Origin of the sequence: Bacillus cereus group sp. BfR-BA-01379 (genome assembly GCF_022663605.1) — a bacterium.
Taxonomy (GTDB): Bacteria; Bacillota; Bacilli; order Bacillales; family Bacillaceae_G; genus Bacillus_A; species Bacillus_A mobilis.
The window spans coordinates 1-21988 of record NZ_JAKUFT010000078.1 but is presented as its reverse complement, the minus strand read 5'-3'; the positions used below and the strand labels follow the sequence as shown (position 1 = coordinate 21988).

Genomic DNA, 21988 nt, shown 5'->3' with positions numbered 1-21988 from the left:
GTGATTTTTTAACTTTCTTATGAAAAAGCTCTTTTTCAGTAATAACAACAAGCTTTTGCATCGGCATTTCAAATCCTGCATGTAAATCACCTACAGCAATTTGTAACCTTCCAGGCAATAATATATCTGTGCCCTCTACGATATCTGCCTCAATATCATAATCACTTAAAATATGTTGTAGTTTTTTTACACGTTCATCATCAGTTCCGAGCACAACAGTCGTAAAATGCCCTTCGTTCCATCTATCAATTTCAGTTTTCAACAACTGCATCTGTCCATGGAAATCTTGCATTGTTTTACATGTCACATTCACAATGTTTTGCGGATGTGTATGTGCTATGTGACGTAAGAATAACGTTAAATATACAAAACTTCTTTTTTTATGATGAAGAAATTCCTCAAACGAGTGCGAGAAAGATAAATCTTGAATAATTGTTCCCTCACCAAGAAGTGATATATACCATTCCGCCTCTTCCGTTTCAAGATGTGATGCTGTTTCTTGAATACGGGAAATCTCATCTAAAATTACAATACCATCTTCTGGTAAATAATCTATCAGACTAGCAGGTTCGTTATAGAAAATAGATAAATATTTAAACATCTGTTCTATACTTTGCCCGTTTTTTAACATCTCAATTTCATGACTTACCGTCTCAAGCACTGTAGTCTTCAATTTATCATCGGAAAGTTTTTGCATCGTCTTAGTCAAGCCTTCCTCAAGACGCTTAATTCCCGACTTCAATTCTTCCTGTGAAAATAAAAACTCTGTTGCTGGACCAAATCTAACACTGTCTTTTTTATCTTGAGAGCGTTGTTCATCCACATCAAATAATCGAATAGAATCAACTTCTGTGTCGAAAAATTCAATACGAAATGGTAACTCTTCAGTTAATGGATAAATATCTAATATTCCCCCGCGCAAACTGAATTCCCCAGGAGCTTCTACCATCGACTTACGCTCATAACCAATATGATGTAAAGTATGCAAGAATGTATCTAAATCAATCTCTTGCCCTAGATTAATTTCGATTTGCCTTTGCTTCCACAATTCTTTCATTGGTAAAAATCTGCGTAGTCCTGCAACCGGCGCTACAATAATCCCATTCTCTCCTGCAGCCAAACGATTCAATACTTCAATACGTTGCGCCTTCAATTCTGGGCTTGCAACACCAATTTCTGATGCTATCAATTCATTTACTGGGTATAGCCACACATCTTTTTCACCAAGTAACGCCACTAAATCTTCATGTACTTTTTGCGCTTGATATAAATTATGCGTCACAATAAGTTGTGATTTTTTTGTTTTTTTATATAAGGCCGCTATTAATAACGAACGAGAAGAGGTTGCCATACCTGATACAAGCTGTTCTTTTAAACCATCTTCTAATCCATTAATAACCGATTGGATCTCTTCATTTTTATAAAATTGCTCTAATAAACCTATCATTTTCAAAACCCCTCTCAACATAAAGAGCAAGCCACTATATTTTATGCAAATATTTCGGAAAAAGAAAACAGAAAAATGCTTTGGACATGCCAAAGCGACAACATTTTATTGCAGAAATTTTTCATATTCATAATACTCAGGATAAGATGCGAGCGTTTCTTGACACGATTCACAAATCGTTTGTATATATATATTTCCATTCTCATGAAAATGAATCATCTCTACTACTTCTTGCTCTGTTAGTTGAAATAAAACGTCGCTATATACTTTTTCTGCAGTAACGGAGCCTACATTACTCCCGCAGTGTCTGCAATAATAATACCCTTCCATACTAGCCTCCTAAAAATCCAATTACTACTAGTATGGGTAAAAATAAAACAAAATATTCCCAATCATACCCTTAACTATTGAAGGTATTCATGATTTGAAGAAAAGGTTTATTTAACCATTCTTCACATGCATCCGCTGCTTTTTCAATAGAATGACCCACATCAGGAATTTCTTCCGATGTAAAACGTCCTAATACGTAATCTACTACCTTCATTCCATTTTTTGGACGATCAATTCCCATACGAATGCGTTGAAACTCTTGTGTTCCTAAATGTGAAATTGTTGATTTCACACCATTATGTCCACCAGCACTACCTTTCATACGAAGGCGTAATTTACCTACAGGAATGTCTAAATCATCGTACAGAACAACGAAGTCCTCAACATCAATTTTATAGTAATCCATGAGTGGACGAATACTTTCCCCAGATAAATTCATATATGTAAGTGGCTTTAATAAGATTACTTTTTCTCCATTAACAAATCCTGCACCAAATACTCCTTTAAATTTTTGTTCATTCAAAGAAATATTCCAACGCTTTGCGAGTTCATCAATTGCCATAAATCCAATATTATGCCTTGTTAATTCATATTCTCTACCCGGGTTCCCAAGTCCTACTATCAATTTCATTCTTGTACCACTACTTTCTTTTTTCGATACGAAAAGACGTAACCAATCTTGGTTACGTCTCATTCTATCCAATTAATTGAATAATACACTTACAGATTCTTCTTCGTATACACGAATGATTGCTTCTCCGATTAATGGAGCAACTGAAAGTTCATGTACTTTGTCGATTTTCTTCTCTTCCGGTAATACGATAGAGTTCGTTACAACTAACTCTTTAATATTTGAGTTTTGGATACGCTCAATTGCTGGACCAGATAATACTGGGTGTGTACAGCAAGCATATACTTCAGAAGCACCGTTCTCAACAAGAGCGTTTGCTGCTAATGTAATTGTACCAGCTGTATCAATGATGTCATCAATTAAAATTGCTGTTTTACCTTCAATATTACCGATAATGTTCATTACCTCTGATACGTTCGGACGAGGACGACGCTTATCAATAATAGCGATTGGTGCTTTTAGGCGATCTGCCATTTTTCTAGCACGAGTTACCCCACCATGGTCAGGTGACACGATTACGATATCTTTAAGACCTTTTGTTTCAAAGTAATCTGAAAGAATCGGTACACCCATTAGGTGGTCAATTGGGATATCAAAGAACCCTTGAATTTGTGGAGCATGTAAATCTAGAGTGATTACACGAGTTGCACCTGCTGTTTCAAGCAAGTTTGCTACAAGTTTCGATGTAATTGGTTCACGAGAACGCGCTTTACGGTCTTGACGCGCATAACCATAGTAAGGAATAACAATATTAATTGTTTTTGCAGATGCACGCTTTAATGCATCGATCATAATAAGTAATTCCATGATATGTTCGTTTACTGGGAAGCTTGTAGATTGAATAATGAATACATCGCAACCACGGATACTTTCTTCAATGTTAATTTGAACTTCTCCATCACTAAAACGATCAACAGAACATTTTCCTAGTCCTACTCCAATGTGCTTTGCAATTTGCTCAGCAAGTTCCTTATTAGAGTTTAAAGAGAATACTTTCAAATTAGAATTTAGATATTGAGTCGACATCTAGATTAACCCTCCACATTATGATTTTTTCTTATTCAGCAATTGATCAACATAGTCTTCTTTGTTAACTTGACGCGCACGTGCTACAGATAATGCTTTTGATGGAACATTCTCTGTAATTGTAGAGCCTGCTGCCACATAAGCACCATCTTCAACTGTTACAGGAGCAACAAGGTTTGAATTACATCCAATAAATACCCCGTTACCAATCACAGTTTTGAATTTATTCTTACCGTCATAGTTCACCGTAATTGAACCACAACCAAGATTCACGTCTTCTCCAACTTGTGCATCCCCGATATAACTTAAGTGTGAAGCTTTACTTCTATTACCAAAAACAGTTTTTTTGATTTCTACGAAGTTTCCAACGCGTACTTCATCTCCAATAACTGAATCTGGGCGAATATGTGCAAATGGACCAACCGATACTTCTTTACCCAGTTTACTATCATGTACAGTAGATTGACGAATTGTCGTACGATCTCCAATTTCACTATCGCGAATTACTGTATGCGGTCCAATTTCACAATCAGAACCAATTACAGTATTCCCCTCAATAATTGTTCCTGGATGAAGAACTGTATCACTACCGATAATTGCATCAGCAGAAATATACGTGTTACTTGGATCAATAATCGTAACACCATTTACCATGTTCTTTCGGTTGATACGGTTTTTCATAATAATTTCCGCTTGCGATAGAGCGACTCTGTCGTTAACACCTAACGTTTCATCGAAGTGCTCTGTTTGATAAGCCGATACAATATGACCTTCATTTTTTAAAATCTCAATAACATCTGGCAGGTAATATTCACCTTGTACGTTATCATTTGAAACTTTAGAAAGTGAAGCGAATAAAGCTTTATTATCAAAACAATACGTACCTGTATTGATTTCTTTAATAGCTAATTCTTTCTCATTTGCATCCTTATGCTCAACAATCTTTTCAACATGACCATTCTCATTACGAACGATACGACCATATCCAGCAGGTTCTTCTATGTAAGCTGTTAGCACCGTTGCCATTGCCCCTGCTTCTTTATGTTGCTGAAGCAATGCTTCCATCGTTTCAGCAGTTATTAGCGGCGTATCACCACAAATAACTAAAGTTGTTCCTTCTTCATTTGCAAGTACATTTGCAGCTTGATCTACAGCATGCGCTGTACCAAGTTGTTCTGCTTGTAATGCAAACTCACTTACGTTTCCTAGCTGTTCTTGTACCATTTCAGCACCATGTCCTACGACTGTTACAAGTTTCTGCAATCCTAATTGAGATACTTGATCGACAACATGTTGTACCATAGGTTTTCCACATACAGGATGAAGCACTTTGTATAGCTTAGACTTCATACGTGTGCCTTTACCTGCAGCTAGAATCACTGCAAATCTGTTTGACATATAGACCCTCCATCGCAACCTATTTATCCATTAACGATATTATCCTAAATCATCATATATTTCAAGAAACACATTTCAACTATTAAATTTTACCATAATTCTTATACGATGTTTTACTCTTTAGTATCTTTTTTAAGAAATAAGCTATACTATTTAAAATGATTTTGAAAAAATTAGAAGTTTTTCTCTTCAATTTTATGAATTCAGAATTTTCCGTACATAAAATATATAAAAACAAAAAAAACAAACCCCTGTAAATGCTTACAGGAGTTTGTTACAAAATTATAGGGCTTTCTTTAAAAAGCCCTTTTCATTCGAATTTTACGAAGCACCCGCTTCTTCAAACTCAACCTCTTCTAACTCGCCTAAACGATGATACTCTGTTAAAACCGCATCTTGAATTTTAGAGCGTGTACCAGAATTAATTGGATGTGCAATGTCACGGAATTCTCCATCTGGAGTACGTTTGCTTGGCATTGCTACAAATAATCCATTATTACCATCAATTACACGAATATCATGAACAACAAATTCATGGTCTAGAGTAATAGAGGCAATTGCTCTCATGCGGCCTTCTGTGTTTACGCGGCGTAATCTTACGTCAGTCACTTCCATCTTGTGTTCACCACCCTTTTCTAAATAAGCGATATATTTGTATAAATTCCACAAATTTTCTATTTTCCCTTTAATTTTTTAAAAATTTTTAAGATAAAAATTTTTAATGTAATTGAATATAGAGATTAGTGGAGGTTATCGCTTACAAAGAACTACTTAACTAGGGCAATTACTTCGATTTCAACTGAAACATCTTTCGGTAATTTTGCTACTTGTACACAAGAACGAGCTGGCTTATGAGTAGAGAAATAAGAGCCGTATACTTCATTAACAGCATTAAAATCATCCATATCTTTTAAGAATACTGTTGTTTTTACTACTGTATCAAATGAAGCACCCGCTTCTTCTAATACTGCTTGTAAATTTTGAAATACTTGCTCTGTTTGTACTGTCACGTCTCCCGCTACAAGCTCTCCACTTGCAGTTAATGGAATTTGTCCTGAACTATAAAACATATTATTTACAATAATCCCTTGTGAATATGGTCCAATTGCTTGTGGTGCATTGCTTGTTTGAACAACTTTCATATTTTTCCACCCTTTTATTATTTATTTTTACTCTTTAAAAATAGTGCACGAAAAGCAGTTTGTCCATCTATTTTATAATTTATAAATAGAATAAAAAAAAGATAAAGCGATCGCTTTACCTTTTTACTCAGCCTCTACAAGCCCTTCATCAAATGGTGCCAGTGAATAATTTCCCTTTTCCACTTGAATCGCTTTTTCTTTCACATCAACTTCTGATAGACGAATTAATGATACAAAATTATTAATTAGTCTTTCTTCAATATCCGTGGATTCTACTAATACACCAATACCAACAACATTAGCCTTAAACTCTTCTAACATACTCATCATACCTTGAATTGTCCCGCCAGCTTTCATGAAGTCATCAATAATTAAAACATTTGACCCTTCTGGAAGGCTACGCTTTGCTAACGTCATTGTTTGAATTCGCTTAGAAGAACCTGATACATAGTTAATACTAACAGTTGGGCCTTCTGTTACTTTATTATCTTTTCTTGCAATTACTACCGGTACATCTAAGTAATTTGCCACCGCATAAGCAAGTGGAATCCCCTTTGTTGCCACCGTCATAACTGCATCAATTGGTTGCCTAGCAAAAACAGAAGCAAATAAACGACCTGCGCCATTAATATGACGAGGATTACTTAAAAGATCTGTCATATATAAGTAACCACCAGGTAAAATACGACCTGGATTTTCAAATAGGCTACAAAGCTCTCCAATAATGAGATCTGCCTCTTCCGCACTTATATATGGTATATATTTCACTCCTCCTGCTGCTCCTGGTATCGTTTGCAATGTGCCGACCCCTTGTTGTTCAAACGTTTGCTTAATAATAACTAAATCTTCACTAATGGAAGACTTAGCCGATTGATACCTTTCAGCAAAAAAAGTGAGAGAAACTAGCTGACGAGGATTTTGTAACAAGTAATACGTCATATCGACTAATCTTGTACTTCGTCTAATTTTCATACTCTCACCTCAAATCACGAATATTCTAAACAAATCATACCGTATTATACGTCTTTATTCAAGCGTTTCTCGCTCTCCCAACAAACGTACTGCATATACTTGTTCACAAAATCCTTTTAATCCGTTATATATACGATGCATTCGCGAATCATGGTGCACCAGGCCAAATACGGTTGGGCCACTTCCACTCATTAATACGGCATCCGCTCCAAATCGCTTCATCTGCGCCTTAATACGTGCAACTTCAGGATGCATCGCAAATGTTACATCTTCTAAAACGTTACCAACAGTGTCACAAATCCCTTTGTAATCCCCGGCATTTATAACCTCAACCATTTTATCTACATTTGGATGTGTAACTCGATTTAACTTTAAATTTCCATACACATCAGCAGTAGATACACCAATATGGGGTTTTGCTAAAATAACCCAACACGAAGGCGGAGTTTTTATGTGCTCAATTTGCTCTCCTCTTCCAGTGGCAATTGCTGTCCCACCATATACGCAAAACGATACATCTGATCCAATTTCTGCGCCAAGCTCTGCTAACTGGTCAATTGTAAGCCCTAAATTCCATAATTTATTAAGGCCACGTAATGTCGCTGCTGCATCACTACTTCCACCTGCTAATCCAGCTGCTACTGGAATCGTTTTTTCAATAGTAATAGATACGCCTTTTTTTACATTAAACTTCTCTTTTAATAATCTCGCTGCTTGATAAGCTAAATTTCTTTGGTCGTCTGGGACATACCGATTATGGGATAAAATTTCAATACGGTCTTCTGCTAATTCCATTAGTTCTAAACGATCCGCTAAATCAATTGTTGTCATAATCATTTTCACTTCATGATATCCGTCTTGTCTTTTTCCCAGTACATCTAACGACAGATTAATCTTTGCTGGTGCTTTCACTAGTAGCTTCAATCTATTCACCCACTCTATGTACTCAATCTTTTATCGTTTATTTTACCATAAATTTATAGTAAGACGATGACACTTCCCTAATTATAACGAAAAGCATTCAGAATGAAACTACTTATGTAAAATGATGGCACCTTTTAGAGTACAAAAAGCCGAGGAATCACTCCTCGGCTACCGTAGCATAGAAAGTATCTTATAACTACTGGTTTTGTTTCATTAATTGCTGTTCTGCAATTTCTATAGCACGTTTCACCATGTTACCAGCATCTTTCGCACGAATTCCGCCCCAGCCTTCTTTCTGAACAACATCATAAAAGCCTAGCTCTTTTGCAAGCTCTTCTTTAAATTGATTTGACATGACACCTCTTCGTCTACTCAATGCAGAGTCCCTCCTTATTTTGCTACGGTATAATTAGTATGCAAAATAATATAGCTTTTCATTTGTGGGAATATATGTAACGATACATCAATTATAAAATCACTTCATTATGAGGGTCACCATAAAACGTTAACTCCACTGTTTCTGTTAAAACATCCGCATAGCTATACGATACACGTTGCAACGCATCTTCTTGCTGATCCAATTGTACAACAAAAACAGAACGGTACGTTTCTGCAAGTACACCTGATTGTTCTACTGTTTTTCTTCTCCCACTATTTGCCTTTAACATCAGTCTCTGTCCAAGATGGTGATCTAATTCGCTTTTAATTTCATCTAAACGTTTTGACATATACTTCGTTACACCTCGCTGTAATTTAGAGTGAACACTTAAAACACGATATATCTATCCCAATTATTAACCGCAACTCACAGGCAATATCATTATAAAAGCATTATGCGTTCGAATAGATAGAAGAAATACTATATTGTAAAAGTATCATTATGTAGTCTGTGCGTTCTTATCTCTTTTTATCCAAGTTGATTTAAATCCTTTCCATACAAAAAAGCAAGATACATATGTACCTTGCTTATTCTTCATAATGTTGAAAGGGTAATCCAGTTCGTAAAATCCCCCTCGTTTCAATCCCGCCAAGTCCCTTTTCACCGGTAATCGTATTACGTACAACATCCCATACATTGACTCTCTCCATAAATGACGTAAAACTAATTTTACCCACCACATATACAGGATCTAGTGCGTGAATATTAATTCTAGATGGTGAACTAGCAAAATTAGCGCCTGCTCGAATTAATGCTTCAAAGTGTGATTGGCATGCCCCGGCAAAAATAACGAGTTGATCCAATGATGGATATTTTTTTCTCACTTCTCGAACAGCCTGTACAAAATGCCTTGAATGTCTATATGCTGCTAAATCTCCCTTTACACCTTTTGACTTTGTATATGCATCGTGCCCCGTAATAACTAAAATGTCCGGGCGAAAATGATCTATTAAATCTACTACTTTTTCATGCATCTCTGTTTCTTTACAATGAATACCTTGTACAGGAACACCAATTTTATTATATAAGTCTAAGCACTTGCGCAAATATAACGGGTCTCCATCTATATGCAATACACGTCCCGGCATTTGAAAATAATTCACCTCACTTGTATATCCACCCGTTGAAGTGTGTTCGTGCCTTTGTTTCATTAATACATAATCTTGTTGAAACAATCGATACGTACGCTCCATCGTTTCTTTCTCACGCTTCGCTCTTTTTTTATGTTCTCGTTGATCTATACTAATTAAATCTTCAAGTGGTGCGTCTGCCACCAGTCTAATTTCCTCTCCAAACAATATAGCTATCTCGCCTTTTATTTCTATAATACGAAAAAGAATATCCCTATTATGAGAATATCGTTCCACTAATTCTCCAACATGTAAAACCATTCTCCTACCTCCAAACTCGTTAGGCCATCTTACCTGTTTTTAAAGTATGAATGTAGGGGCGGAAAGGTGACAAAAGGGACAGTTCAAGTTGAACTGTCCCTTTTCTATTCTCATGACAATTTATGAAGAACTAATGCATTACTTAATGTTGCAAACTCCTCGATAGATAGCGTTTCGCCTCTTCGTTTTGGATCAATTCCTACTTCTGTTAAAATTCGATCCAACAACTCTTTATCTTTCGGGAAACCATTTAAATTATTTGATAAATTATTCATTAAAGTTTTACGACGTTGTGCAAAACTTGCTCGTACTACTTCAAAGAAGAATGTCTCATCTGTTACTTCTACAACTGGTTTCGGACGCTTCAGGAGACGAATAATCGCAGAATCAACATTTGGTTGTGGCACAAACACTGTACGCGGTACAGTCATAACTGTTTCTACCTCTGTATAATACTGAATAGCAATGGATAAAGAACCATATTCTTTCGTTCCAGGCTTAGCAGCTAAACGATCTCCGACTTCTTTTTGCATCATAACAACAAATCCACGAACCGGTAATTTCTCTTCCAGCAATTTAAATAAAATTGGCGTTGTAATATAGTATGGTAAATTAGCTACTACCATTACATCTTGCCCTTCCTCAAATTGCTCACTAAACACCTCATGTACATCTGCCTTTAATACATCTTTATTGATAACTGTAACATTGTTGTACGGAGCTAACGTCTCATCTAAAATCGGTAATAATCTTTGATCAATTTCAAAAGCCACTACTTTTTTAGCACGCTTCGCTAATTGTTCTGTTAACGCACCGATACCTGGTCCAATTTCAATTGCACCACTTTCTGAACCAATTTCAGCGTGATCGACGATACGATTTAATACATTCGTATCAATTAAAAAATTTTGTCCTAAACTTTTTTTGAATGAAAATCCGTACTTTTCAACAATATCTTTCGTACGATTTGGCGTTGCGATATCCTTCATTTTCTTTCCTCCTGTATGACTTGCTTATAAGCCTCTGCAAATGCTTCTTTTGAAACTTGAAACATTTGTAAACGTTTATGTAACTGTTTTGCGTTTGTATAACCAATCTTTAATAGCTTACCCATTCTTTCTCTGCGACTCTTTGCCATCTCTCCGCCCACTAAGCCTGCATCGACTAGATCGCTCCAACTAATTTCACTTGTGTAAGCTTCCATTTCTTCATGTATATTCTCTAAAGCTCGGCGAATTGATTCATTAGTAGCATGTTCAATTCCGACACCCTTTTTCCTTTTAGCAAGTGCTTCTTCCTTCGGTAAAAAAGCATGTTTACATCCAGGAACCTTATCAGAAATAATCTTCCGAATACGCTCTCCAGGATAATCCGGATCTGTAAAAATAATAACGCCTCGTTTTTGCAGCGCTAATTTAACTTGCTCAATAACATGATCACCGATTGCTGAACCGTTCGTTTCAATTGTATCCGCATCAACAGCACGCTTAATCGCAACTGTATCATCTTTACCTTCTACAACGATAATCTCTTTAATTTTCATGCTTGCCTCCACACTCGTTTCGTCTCTACTTAGTAAAACAAAAAAATGACGACTTTTCCATTATTATTTTCCCCATTCTTACATTTTAAAAAATAGAATGTCCAAAACTTTGTTCTCTCTCCTTATTGTAGCACTTCCTCATTCACCTTTATTTTCTCTATCACTCCTGCTATTTTTTCACAAAACTAAAAAAAGAATGGGTTCTCCCACTCCTTTTTATTCAACACCAAATAAAGCTTTTGCATTCTTTGTTGTTACTTCTGCTACTTCCTCATAAGAAATCCCTTTTAAGTTCGCAATTTCTTCTGCTACGAGTTTTACATAACTCGGTTCATTTCGTTTCCCTCGAAATGGATGTGGTGTTAAATATGGACAGTCCGTCTCTATTAACAATTTCTCTAACGGAATCTCCGCAGCAACCTCTTTCGGTTTCTTAGCATTTTTAAATGTAACTGGTCCGCCCAACGAAATTAAAAAGTTCATATCAACACATCGCTCTGCTACTTCTACGCTGCCACTAAAGCAATGCATAATGCCTCCCACTTCAGCCGCATTCTCTTCTTCTAGAATATCAACAATATCTTGAGTTGCATCGCGGTTATGTATAATAATCGGCAATTTTACTTTTTTCGCTAATGCAATTTGTTTACGGAATACTTCCTTCTGTATTTCTTTTGGAGACTTATCCCAGTGATAATCTAAGCCCATTTCTCCAAGTGCAACAACTTTAGGATGGGAAGCAAGTTCTTCTAACCAAGCTAAATGTTCTTCCGTCATGTCGATTGCATCAACTGGATGCCATCCAACTGCAGCATAAATAAAATCATAAGTTTCAGCTAATTCAATCGCCTTTTTAATCGTTACTTCATCAAAACCAACAACAACTGTATAAGTAACTCCTGCTTCTTTCATTCGTGCAATAACTTCTTGCAAATCCTCTTCAAATTGCTCTGCATTCAAATGTGAATGTGTATCAAACAACATCATACATAACTCCTTTTATATTGAAATCAAGTTTATTCTACACAAATAAGCTCTTTACTAACTTAACGATAACAATACTACAATCTTAATGCAAAAATTGAGAGTGTAAAAAGAAAAAAGACGCTTCACACATGTTACACGTGAAACATCTCTTTTCTTGTCTTAATTACTTAATTTTTGTACCGTTTGGTAGATTTTGGTCGATTGTTGCTAATGACAATACGCCATTCTCTTCACCCGCTAAAATCATACCTTGTGATAATTCACCGCGTAGTTTTACAGGTTTTAAGTTTGTTACACAAATAACCTTTTTACCTTTTAGGTCTTCTGGCGAATAGAATTTTGCAATTCCAGAAACAACTTGACGCTTTTCTGTACCTAAATCTAGCTGGATTTTTAACAACTTATCTGCTTTTTTCACAGGCTCAGCAGATAATACTTCAGCTACGCGTAATTCTACTTTAAAGAAATCATCAATTGTAATTTCTTCTGCCTTCGGTTCTTCTTCTTTTTTCTCTTCTACTTTAGGAGCAGAGGCTTTCATTTGTTCTTTAATGTACTCTACCTCTACTTCCATTTCTAAGCGTGGGAAAATTGGTTGTCCCTTTTCTACTTTTGTTCCAGCTGGAATACAGCCAACTGTAGATAGACTTTCCCAAGACTTATGTGCTTCATCAGTAAGGCCAAGCTGAGTAAACATCTTGCTTGGTGCTACTGTTAAGAATGGCATAAGCATAATACCTGTTTGACGAAGTACTTCTGCTAAATGGGCCATTACAGAAGCTAACTTTTCACGATCATTCTCATCTTTTGCTAGTACCCAAGGTTGTGTTTCATCAATATATTTATTCGTACGGCTAACCAGTTGCCAAATTGAGCTTAATGCTACAGAGAATTCCATATTCTCCATTGCTTCTTCTACTTTTTTCAATGTATCCTGTGCAAACGTTACTAACGTTTCATCGAATTCCGTTACATTCGCTTTAAATGCAGGGATTTCTCCGTTAAAGTACTTATCAATCATAGCTACTGTACGATTTAATAAGTTACCTAAGTCATTTGCTAAATCGAAATTAATACGCTCCACGAATCCTTCTGGTGTGAATACGCCATCAGATCCGAATGGAACTTCACGAAGTAAGTAATAACGTAATGCATCTAATCCGTAACGATCAATTAATGTAACTGGATCTACTACGTTTCCTTTTGACTTACTCATCTTTCCATCCTTCATTAAAATCCAACCATGAGCAAAGACTTTTTTCGGAAGAGGTAAGTCTAATGCCATTAAAATGATTGGCCAATAAATTGTATGGAAACGAACGATTTCTTTTCCAACTAAATGCACATCAGCCGGCCAGAACTTCTTATACATCTCTTGATTTTCTGTTCCATAACCTAATGCTGTAATGTAGTTAGATAATGCGTCAACCCATACGTAAATAACGTGTTTTGGGTTGCCTGGAACACGAACTCCCCAGTCAAATGAAGTACGAGAAACAGCTAAATCTTCTAAGCCTGGTTTAATGAAGTTATTAATCATTTCATTCTTGCGAGACTCTGGCTGAATGAAATGTGGATTATCTTCATAGAATTTTAATAGTCTGTCGACATATTTACCCATTCTAAAGAAATACGATTCCTCACGAACAAGTTCTACATCATGACCACTATCTGGGCTTTTTCCTCCAACTACTTTGTCACCTTCCATAATTGGATCTACTAATTGATGCGCTGTATAGAATGTCTCATCTTGTACAGAATACCAACCTTCATATTCATCAAGATAAATATCACCTTGATCTACTAGTTGCTTGAAGATTTTTTCAACAACATCTTTATGACGATCTTCAGTTGTACGAATAAAATCATCATAAGAGATATCCATTTTCTCCCAAAGCTCTTTAATTCCTGCAACGATATTATCCACATATGCTTGTGGTGTCACGTTTAATTCTTCTGCTTTCTTTTGGATCTTCTGTCCATGCTCATCAGTTCCTGTTAAATAATGAACATTATATCCTTGCATACGCTTATATCGTGCCATCGCATCTCCTGCTACTGTTGTATAAGCATGTCCAATGTGTAATTTTCCACTTGGATAATAAATTGGGGTAGTAATATAAAAGGACTTGTTTTCCTCTGTCATTGTTTTGGACCTCCCGGATAACCTCATATGTATTTATAAACAGTATATCAAAAACTTATATATAAAGTGAAACTTTAATCTGTGGGGCTTTGTTCACTCCCGCGGATTATTAGCCCGTACCAATCGGGCTTTTACGAGCAGCCCGATCCACACTGGACTTCTTTCCTCCAATCGAGTTTTGAAGTGGGAATCTTACTACTCGTTAACATGGGATAAAAAACGAGTTAATACCTAGTGCCTTTATCATCTATTACTCATATTTCAAGAAAATATACAATCCTCACTTGCAATTTATAATTTTTTCAGAAAATAAAGTTAAATAATAGTAGAAATTACTCGCATTCTATTATATATAAGAAGTAAGAAATCTATAAATCTTTTTAAAAAATATAGAATTTAAGAATTGACGGAAATGTAAATGATTGGTATCATATGTCCATAGGGTATTTTGTCGAAAAATGACGAATCTAGAAAATAGACTCGAAACTTATAAACTATTTCTTTAGGAGGAAAAGAATTATGAAATCTACTGGTATCGTTCGTAAAGTTGATGAATTAGGTCGTGTAGTAATTCCAATCGAATTACGCCGTACTTTAGGTATTGCAGAAAAGGATGCTCTTGAAATCTACGTTGATGACGAGAAAATCATCTTAAAAAAATATAAGCCAAACATGACTTGCCAAGTAACTGGTGAAGTATCTGATGGTAACCTATCTTTAGCTGAAGGTAAAATTATCTTAAGCAAAGAAGGCGCTGAGCAAATCTTAAACGAACTTCAAGATTATATCGAAACAGCAAAATAAGCTTCTCAATTATGAGAAGCTTATTTTTTATCGACATGATAGATTTGATATACATCGCGTTTCGACAAAACTCGATCTTTAGCGACTGTTTTTATCGCCTCTTTTGAATTCATACCTTTTTCATTTATATAATGTTCAATATGATCATATACCGAAATAGATTCCCACCATTGTTCTTCTGGGACAGGTTCTTCCGTTGAACCAGCTACTAAAATACAAAACTCGCCACGAACTTCATTTTGTTTCGTCCACTCAATTGCTTCCTCGACTGTTCCACGAATAAATTCCTCGAATTTTTTCGTTAACTCTCGACATAATACAATTTCCCTATTTCCCAACACTTCTTGCATTGAGATTAAAGTATCATCTAAACGATGAGGCGCTTCATAAAACATCATTGTAGTTTGTACATAACGAAGCTTCTCTAACTCCATTTTTCTTTCTTTTTTATTTCTTTGTAAAAATCCATAGAAATAAAATTGTTTTGTTTCAAGACCTGAAGCAATTAATGCTGTAAGGGCTGCATTTGCCCCAGGAAGCGGGATAACATGATACTGTTCCGCTACAGCCTCTACAACAATATCGTAACCTGGATCGGAAATACAAGGCATACCAGCATCACTAACAAGTGCCACTGTCTTTCCTTCGTCTAACTTATCTAATATTTTCTTCCCACTTACTTCCTTATTATGCTCATGGTAACTCATAACAGGTGTTTCAATTTCGAAGTAATTACAAAGTTTTTTCGTTTGTCTCGTATCTTCAGCAGCAATTAAATCAGCTTCTTTTAAAATTCGGATTGCACGAAATGTCATATCTTCTAAATTTCCAATAGGAGTTGGTACTAAATATAAAACTCCCTTTTCATTTTGTTGAAAGCTTTTTTGTTGCCACATAGCGTTCTCCTTTTTGCATATATTCTTCTTTTTGTTTTCTATTTAATTGCTTAAAATAGTACTCTGCTTGCATCGCTGTACGCTTATCTTCATGAGATTCTACATATTTTAAAACAACAGGAAGCCTAGCACGCGTATACCTAGCTCCCTTTCCGCTATTGTGCGTCTGAATCCGCTTCTCTATATGATTTGTATATCCAGCATAATAACTTCCGTCAGAGCACTCTACTACATAAAAACAATGCTTATTCTTCTCCATATAAAATTGAACGAATCTCCTTTGTATATTCATTATTTTCTTCATATACAAAAAGAGGTGGCAATATTTTTAAATCTGCGTTTCCGTCCTTAATTCCTTCAATTAACAACGTATTTGCTTCTTTCCCTGCCTTTGGATAAACAAACCGTACACGTTTTGGTTCAATTTTGTATTTACGCATTAATGTAACAATATCTAGTAAACGGCCTGGACGATGTACAAATGCTACTTTCCCGCCTTGCTTTACTAGCTGACTACTTGCAGATACAACATCCTCTAATGTACACATAATTTCATGACGAGCTATCGCTAAATGTTCATTCATATTTTTCTCAGACGTTGCAGGTGTTTGAAAATAAGGCGGATTACATGTGACAACGTCATATTGATGACGTCCAAGTTTCTCCGGCATATCTTTCAAATCCCCGTGTATTAAGTAAATTCTTTCTTCTAACTTATTGTATTGAACGCTTCTGATTCCCATATCATATAAACGTTCTTGAATTTCCACACCTGTAATATTCCCTTTCGTTCTTGTGCTTAATAGAAGGGGCACAACTGCATTACCTGTACACAAATCAAGTAAATTACCTTTTTGAATTGGTACCCAAGCAAAGTCTGCAAGTAAAACAGCATCTAACGAGAAATTGAATACTGATGGGCTTTGTACAATCTTCATATCTTGCGCTAATAAGTAATCTAAACGTTCATCTTCATATAAATTCATATGTTACTCCTTTTCTTACACTTAACCTACCCTATTTCACCTTCTACTAATAAAAAACATATTTCATTCTACTCTCATGTATAAAAAATTACCTTTCCAATTATCATTGGAAAGGTAATTTCACTTTTTATTTAAAAATGACAGGCAGAATAAACAATCTCCCTCTTTACGTACACTTCCATAATGTAGATTACAAATATGAAAACCTTCTTGATATAGTCTTGCTAAATTATCGTAGCCTTCACCAATATCAGCTGTCTTCGGCTTCACTTCTTTACGTTTTTGAGTTTTTTGTTTTTCTTTAATCTGCACTTCTTCAAAACGGTGTCGCAAATTTTCATTTTCCATTTTTATATGTTGGTTTTCTTCCAACAACTCTGCAAGATGTTGTTTTAATTCTCCCAACTGTTTGTATAAATGTCCAATTTGCTCTTCCATACTAGAAACCGATGCAAAAATATCTTTTTTCTCCACAAGCACCCACCTCATTAATCTGTGGTTTGACTCGAAACGACCCCTTTATTCACTAACTCATCTAACGTATATTCAACTATCCGTTCCTTGTCTACTAGTTCCACTTGAATTAATCTTTCTAAAATATTTAATCCGATAACACGGCCAGTACCATGCGGGGTTTGTATACGTTGATCTAAATCAGGAAGTTGTTCCTTTGCTGCCTCATATTCATCATTCTCATATTTTAAGCAACACATTAAACGACCACATAAACCAGAGATTTTTGCAGGATTTAATGATAAATTTTGATCCTTTGCCATCTTAATAGATACAGGTTCAAAATCACCTAAAAAAGTAGAACAACAAAGCATACGACCACATGGACCAATACCACCAAGCATCTTTGCTTCATCACGAACACCAATTTGTCTTAGTTCAATTCTTGTCCTAAAAATTGCTGCTAAGTCCTTCACCAGTTCGCGGAAATCAATCCGACCATCCGCAGTAAAGTAGAAAATAATCTTATTGCGATCGAACGTATACTCTACATCTACAAGTTTCATATCAAGATTATGCTCTACTACCTTTTGCTGACAAACTTGATATGCTTCTTTCGCAGCATGTTTGTTCTCTTCAACAATGGTACGATCATTTTCATTTGCAATACGAATAACCTTTTTTAGCGGTAATACAACGTCGTTTTCATCAACTTGCTTTTTGGTAATAACTACTTTTCCGTACTCAATACCTCTTACTGTTTCTACAATTACAAACTCATTTTCAGAGATATCGAACTGATTCGGATCAAAGTAATATACCTTTCCGGCCTTCTTAAAGCGAACACCTACTACATCATACAAAACGGTCATCCCTCCTGCAACCGCAACACTAACTGTTCGAACACAAGCTGCGCATTTACATTAGCGTTGATTCTATTTTTTGCCTCTAATATATTAAAGAGAGCTGATACAATGCGCTTCTGAGCATAGGAGAAAGATTCAAACATCTCTTTCTGCTCATGAAAAACAAGACGATCTTCTTCTCCAAGTTGAACATATAATAAATCCTTATAAATAAGGAGTAACATATCTAAACCTTGCTGTAATTGTTCTTTCTCTCCAAAGTGTTTTCCCCATTTTTCTTGTACAAAAAAAATAGAGGCTTTATCCTTTTCGAGCGCTTCACATAATTTTATCACTAAAGCTCGTGCTTGTGCAAACCATTCATCACTACATAAAGCTAAAGCTTCATCAAAACTATTCGTGAGTTGTGCAGCAAGTGTCGATAAAGACGATGTAATACCTTCATCCTGTAATCTTCTAATTAAAGATTCCGTAGGTAATGGTCTAAATGTAACAACTTGACAGCGAGATAAAATCGTATTTAAAATTTGATGACTTTGTTCAGTAAGTAAAATAGCTGTTGTATCACTACTTGGTTCTTCTAAAAATTTCAAGAGTGTATTCGCTGCATTTGCTGTCATACGGTCTGCGTGCTCAATAATATATACTTTTTTATTTGCTTCTAATCCTGTTTTTGAAAACTCTTCTTGTAAATCATGAATTTGTTGCTTCTTAATAGATAATCCGTCTGGTTTTACAATATGTAAGTTCGGGTGGTTACCTGAATCAATTCGCTTACAATTTGTACATACATGACAAGGCTCTACCCCATTCCGCTGAGAACAGAGGAAACTCTTTGCCATTTGAATTGCCGTCGCAAACTTTCCTGTCCCTTTCCCTCCCTCTAACAAGTAAGCGTGGGATATACGCTCTTTTGCAATGCTATTCATCAACATTTTTACACCGATGGGTTGTATAGCAGAAAGCTGCTCCCACGTCTTCGTCATAATGCATACCTCACTTATTTCATTCTTTCCTTCTATTATAACAATTTATCTTCTATAATCTGAACAACTTCTTCTATAAGTTTTTCCATTGGTTGATCAGCATTTACTAATACAATACGATCCGAGAAACGTTCTACAACTTGTAAATATCCTTCACGCACACGTTTATGGAAAGAGATATCTTCCATATCTAATCGATTCACTTCACGTCCTGCATCTTTTTCAATTCGAGCTAAACCAATCTCTGGTTCAATGTCTAAGTAAATCGTTAAACTTGGCATACAGTCCTCTGTTGCGAAACGATTGATCTCAAATACTTTATCCATACCTAATCCTCTTGCATATCCTTGATACGCTAAAGAGCTATCTATAAAACGATCACATAATACAAGGTAGTCCTCGTTAAGTGCTGGCATAACTTTTTCCACCAAATGTTGTCTACGTGCAGCAGCGTACAGAAGCGCCTCTGTACGTGCTTCCATCATCGTGTATTCTTGTTTATGTAAAATCGTTCTAATATCCTCAGAAATCGCAATACCACCTGGTTCTCTCGTCGCCATTACCTTTTGTTCTTTTTGTTCAAAGTATGGCAATAAACTTTGAATTAACGTTGTCTTACCAGAACCTTCTGGACCTTCAATTGTTACAAATAATCCCTTCATCCTAAAACCCACTTTCTATATCATACACTTTCATATATTTCGTACTGCCTTGAAAACGAGCGCCTGCTTTCTCTAAATACATAATTTGCTCTTTATGTTCTGAAGTAATTCTTTCCCCATACATAATCAATGGAATTCCAGGTGGATACGGAATCACCATTTCTGCCGCTATCATCCCAACTGCTTCCTCTACAGATACTACTTTTGTTTCATATCCTTCCAGTTGTTTATATGTATACGGTAAAGGAGAAATTTCTCCTTTATAAGTATAACGAATAGATTCCTTCTTGTCTTTCACCTCATAATATTGCAATACCACTCGGATCATCTCTATAGCCTTCATATACTCCTTATTTACTTGCAAGGGCAAAATAAATAGGACATTATATGGATCCGCCATTTCTGTATATATACCGACCTTTTCAAATACAGACTGTAATTCGTATCCTGATAACTGACAACGTGTCTGTACGGTAACCTTTAACTCGTCTTGTAATGGATATTGTAAAATAGCTATTTGTGGGATAGAACACAATTCTTCTTTAAATTCCCGTAAAAACTCGACAATTTCATCCTGTCCCTTTTCTTTTATACGCGCTATTGTAAAGCGTGCAATATCAAGAGAAGTCATAATTGGATACGATGGACTACTCGATTGTAGCATATTTAAATAGGTAGAAACTTTTTCTTCCTTCACTAGGCGACTATTTATATGTAAATAAGATCCCATCGTCATGGCGGGTAATGTTTTATGTGCAGAATGAACTACAATATCTGCACCATATGCTAATGCTGACTTTGGAAATGCCCCCCCTAAACAAAAATGAGCACCATGTGCCTCATCTACTAAAACGGGGATTTTATGTGCATGTGCATAAGTGATGCTTGCCTCTAGATTCATCCCCATACCATAATAATTAGGATGCGTTAAAATGAGTGCTTTAGCATTTGGATATTTTTCAATTGCTTCCTTAATAACTTCATCATGAATTCCCGCTGGTACATTATAAGCTTCATCAATCCATGGATCTAAAAAAATTGGATTTGCTCCCGCTAATTTTAAACCATTAATAATTGATTTATGACAATTTCTTTGTACAAGAACAATATCATTTTCCCCGCAACAAGACAAAATCATTGCTAAGTTCCCTACTGTTGAACCATTAATTAAAAAATAACTTTTTTCCACTTCATATACATCAGCTAATAATTGTTGTGCCTCATCTATACATTCAAATGGACTATGTAAATCATCCAGCCCTGACAACTCAGTTACATCGATAGATAGTATATCTTCAAACTCCTCTACTGCCTCCCTAGGGAAGTTTAAACCATTTTTATGACCTGGAACATGAAAGGACAACGGTCCTCTTTCTTTAAACTCTATTAATGCCTCATATAAAGGTATGCGATTTTGATTCATCTATATCTCTTCCTTATTATTTCATTCTTCCTCTATTATACAGAACAAAAAAAATAATAGGCATATGCCTATTTAAAAATATGATACTTCTAATTTCCGAAGCTGTTTTAAATAATATATATACTTCGGATCATTTGTCTCCGTATTCACCATATCTTTTTCACATTCATAACATATTAAATTATTATAAACATATATCCCTTCTTTTCTTTCTGTCTCACAAACAATACAAACTTCATTTTTTGATTTCATATCCTTCCCTCCCTAATTTAAATGGACATATTTTATACTCCTATTCCTTAACAATTTACAGAAAAATATACATCAACCTCTTATATAATATGATTAATCCTTGGGCAACGTGTTTGTATTATCATTACTTCTTTTTACGTACTGTTTGAAAACACAAAAAAACACAAGTCAAAAGACTTGTGTTTTTAATTGCTTGGCGACGTCCTACTCTCACAGGGACAAGGTCCCAACTACCATCGGCGCTAGAGAGCTTAACTTCCGTGTTCGGTATGGGAACGGGTGTG

Annotated in this window: 26 protein-coding genes and 1 rRNA gene; 1 reads left to right on the top strand and 26 read right to left on the bottom strand. The window is 35.7% G+C overall.

Features of this window, described 5'->3' with window-relative positions:
- The 16 genes from MR113_RS22675 to metG form a co-directional block, all read right to left on the bottom strand.
- The coding region (locus MR113_RS22675; RefSeq protein ID WP_472927138.1) for a transcription-repair coupling factor family protein at positions 1 to 1447 on the bottom strand (1447 nt) is incomplete at its 3' end.
- A gap of 105 nt (positions 1448 to 1552) precedes the next feature.
- Positions 1553 to 1777: an anti-sigma-F factor Fin gene (locus MR113_RS22670; protein ID WP_000399442.1), complete on the bottom strand. Its 225-nt coding sequence runs from the start codon at positions 1775 to 1777 to the stop codon at positions 1553 to 1555.
- 70 nt (positions 1778 to 1847) lie between these two features.
- Positions 1848 to 2408: an aminoacyl-tRNA hydrolase gene (pth, locus tag MR113_RS22665; RefSeq protein WP_080000234.1), complete on the bottom strand. Its 561-nt coding sequence runs from the start codon at positions 2406 to 2408 to the stop codon at positions 1848 to 1850.
- A gap of 72 nt (positions 2409 to 2480) precedes the next feature.
- The gene (locus MR113_RS22660) at positions 2481 to 3434 is read right to left on the bottom strand and encodes a ribose-phosphate diphosphokinase (RefSeq protein WP_000107420.1); all 954 of its coding nucleotides are present in this window, start codon (positions 3432 to 3434) and stop codon (positions 2481 to 2483) included.
- A gap of 18 nt (positions 3435 to 3452) precedes the next feature.
- Complete coding sequence (gene glmU, locus MR113_RS22655) at positions 3453 to 4832, bottom strand: bifunctional UDP-N-acetylglucosamine diphosphorylase/glucosamine-1-phosphate N-acetyltransferase GlmU (protein WP_242256946.1); 1380 nt, start codon at positions 4830 to 4832, stop codon at positions 3453 to 3455.
- 321 nt (positions 4833 to 5153) lie between these two features.
- On the bottom strand, positions 5154 to 5447 hold the full coding sequence (gene spoVG, locus MR113_RS22650; RefSeq protein WP_000454041.1) for a septation regulator SpoVG: 294 nt from the start codon (positions 5445 to 5447) through the stop codon (positions 5154 to 5156).
- A gap of 152 nt (positions 5448 to 5599) precedes the next feature.
- Positions 5600 to 5974 carry a RidA family protein gene (locus MR113_RS22645; RefSeq protein ID WP_097905083.1) on the bottom strand — a complete coding sequence of 125 codons (375 nt, stop codon included), beginning with the start codon at positions 5972 to 5974 and terminating at the stop codon, positions 5600 to 5602.
- A gap of 123 nt (positions 5975 to 6097) precedes the next feature.
- Entirely contained in the window at positions 6098 to 6946 is an 849-nt protein-coding gene (gene purR / locus MR113_RS22640; RefSeq protein WP_061678916.1) for a pur operon repressor, read from the bottom strand.
- A gap of 54 nt (positions 6947 to 7000) precedes the next feature.
- Positions 7001 to 7870 carry a 4-(cytidine 5'-diphospho)-2-C-methyl-D-erythritol kinase gene (gene ispE / locus MR113_RS22635; protein ID WP_242256945.1) on the bottom strand — a complete coding sequence of 290 codons (870 nt, stop codon included), beginning with the start codon at positions 7868 to 7870 and terminating at the stop codon, positions 7001 to 7003.
- Between the two features lie 196 nt (positions 7871 to 8066).
- On the bottom strand, positions 8067 to 8246 hold the full coding sequence (gene sspF / locus MR113_RS22630) for an acid-soluble spore protein SspF (RefSeq protein ID WP_001985066.1): 180 nt from the start codon (positions 8244 to 8246) through the stop codon (positions 8067 to 8069).
- Positions 8247 to 8337: 91 nt separating this feature from the next.
- The gene (gene veg, locus MR113_RS22625) at positions 8338 to 8598 is read right to left on the bottom strand and encodes a biofilm formation stimulator Veg (RefSeq protein ID WP_000044347.1); all 261 of its coding nucleotides are present in this window, start codon (positions 8596 to 8598) and stop codon (positions 8338 to 8340) included.
- Between the two features lie 238 nt (positions 8599 to 8836).
- Positions 8837 to 9700 (bottom strand): sporulation peptidase YabG, encoded by an 864-nt coding sequence (gene yabG, locus MR113_RS22620; RefSeq protein ID WP_000242870.1) that lies wholly within the window; start codon positions 9698 to 9700, stop codon positions 8837 to 8839.
- A gap of 110 nt (positions 9701 to 9810) precedes the next feature.
- The gene (rsmA, locus tag MR113_RS22615; protein WP_064475151.1) at positions 9811 to 10689 is read right to left on the bottom strand and encodes a 16S rRNA (adenine(1518)-N(6)/adenine(1519)-N(6))-dimethyltransferase RsmA; all 879 of its coding nucleotides are present in this window, start codon (positions 10687 to 10689) and stop codon (positions 9811 to 9813) included.
- Entirely contained in the window at positions 10686 to 11243 is a 558-nt protein-coding gene (gene rnmV, locus MR113_RS22610) for a ribonuclease M5 (RefSeq protein ID WP_242256944.1), read from the bottom strand. The genes rsmA and rnmV overlap by 4 nt, the downstream gene beginning before the upstream one ends.
- A 216-nt stretch (positions 11244 to 11459) precedes the next feature.
- Positions 11460 to 12227 (bottom strand): TatD family hydrolase, encoded by a 768-nt coding sequence (locus tag MR113_RS22605; RefSeq protein ID WP_061678920.1) that lies wholly within the window; start codon positions 12225 to 12227, stop codon positions 11460 to 11462.
- 166 nt (positions 12228 to 12393) lie between these two features.
- The gene (gene metG, locus MR113_RS22600; protein WP_242256943.1) at positions 12394 to 14376 is read right to left on the bottom strand and encodes a methionine--tRNA ligase; all 1983 of its coding nucleotides are present in this window, start codon (positions 14374 to 14376) and stop codon (positions 12394 to 12396) included.
- Positions 14377 to 14895: 519 nt separating this feature from the next.
- On the opposite strand from metG, the gene MR113_RS22595 reads away from it, so the two are divergent.
- Complete coding sequence (locus MR113_RS22595) at positions 14896 to 15180, top strand: AbrB/MazE/SpoVT family DNA-binding domain-containing protein (RefSeq protein WP_000843036.1); 285 nt, start codon at positions 14896 to 14898, stop codon at positions 15178 to 15180.
- Positions 15181 to 15200: 20 nt separating this feature from the next.
- Here MR113_RS22595 and rsmI read toward each other — a convergent pair whose 3' ends face one another.
- From rsmI to rrf, 10 genes are all read right to left on the bottom strand, one after another.
- Complete coding sequence (gene rsmI / locus MR113_RS22590; protein WP_242256942.1) at positions 15201 to 16076, bottom strand: 16S rRNA (cytidine(1402)-2'-O)-methyltransferase; 876 nt, start codon at positions 16074 to 16076, stop codon at positions 15201 to 15203.
- Positions 16045 to 16335 carry a GIY-YIG nuclease family protein gene (locus MR113_RS22585; protein ID WP_000414345.1) on the bottom strand — a complete coding sequence of 97 codons (291 nt, stop codon included), beginning with the start codon at positions 16333 to 16335 and terminating at the stop codon, positions 16045 to 16047. Before MR113_RS22585 ends, rsmI begins: the two co-directional genes overlap by 32 nt.
- Positions 16322 to 17062, bottom strand: a complete 741-nt coding sequence (locus MR113_RS22580) for a tRNA1(Val) (adenine(37)-N6)-methyltransferase (RefSeq protein ID WP_242256941.1) — start codon at positions 17060 to 17062, stop codon at positions 16322 to 16324. The genes MR113_RS22585 and MR113_RS22580 overlap by 14 nt, the downstream gene beginning before the upstream one ends.
- Positions 17063 to 17182: 120 nt before the next feature.
- The gene (gene yabA / locus MR113_RS22575; RefSeq protein ID WP_000412055.1) at positions 17183 to 17536 is read right to left on the bottom strand and encodes a DNA replication initiation control protein YabA; all 354 of its coding nucleotides are present in this window, start codon (positions 17534 to 17536) and stop codon (positions 17183 to 17185) included.
- A 14-nt stretch (positions 17537 to 17550) separates the two neighbouring features.
- Positions 17551 to 18378 (bottom strand): PSP1 domain-containing protein, encoded by an 828-nt coding sequence (locus MR113_RS22570; RefSeq protein WP_000272429.1) that lies wholly within the window; start codon positions 18376 to 18378, stop codon positions 17551 to 17553.
- Between the two features lie 5 nt (positions 18379 to 18383).
- The gene (gene holB, locus MR113_RS22565; RefSeq protein ID WP_242256940.1) at positions 18384 to 19367 is read right to left on the bottom strand and encodes a DNA polymerase III subunit delta'; all 984 of its coding nucleotides are present in this window, start codon (positions 19365 to 19367) and stop codon (positions 18384 to 18386) included.
- Positions 19368 to 19402: 35 nt separating this feature from the next.
- Complete coding sequence (tmk, locus tag MR113_RS22560; RefSeq protein WP_061678924.1) at positions 19403 to 20029, bottom strand: dTMP kinase; 627 nt, start codon at positions 20027 to 20029, stop codon at positions 19403 to 19405.
- Between the two features lies 1 nt (position 20030).
- Positions 20031 to 21452: an aminotransferase class I/II-fold pyridoxal phosphate-dependent enzyme gene (locus MR113_RS22555; protein ID WP_242256939.1), complete on the bottom strand. Its 1422-nt coding sequence runs from the start codon at positions 21450 to 21452 to the stop codon at positions 20031 to 20033.
- 72 nt (positions 21453 to 21524) lie between these two features.
- Complete coding sequence (locus tag MR113_RS22550) at positions 21525 to 21704, bottom strand: sigma factor G inhibitor Gin (RefSeq protein WP_061678926.1); 180 nt, start codon at positions 21702 to 21704, stop codon at positions 21525 to 21527.
- A 191-nt stretch (positions 21705 to 21895) separates the two neighbouring features.
- Positions 21896 to 21988: ribosomal RNA gene (gene rrf, locus MR113_RS22545) — 5S ribosomal RNA — on the bottom strand; the annotation flags it as partial.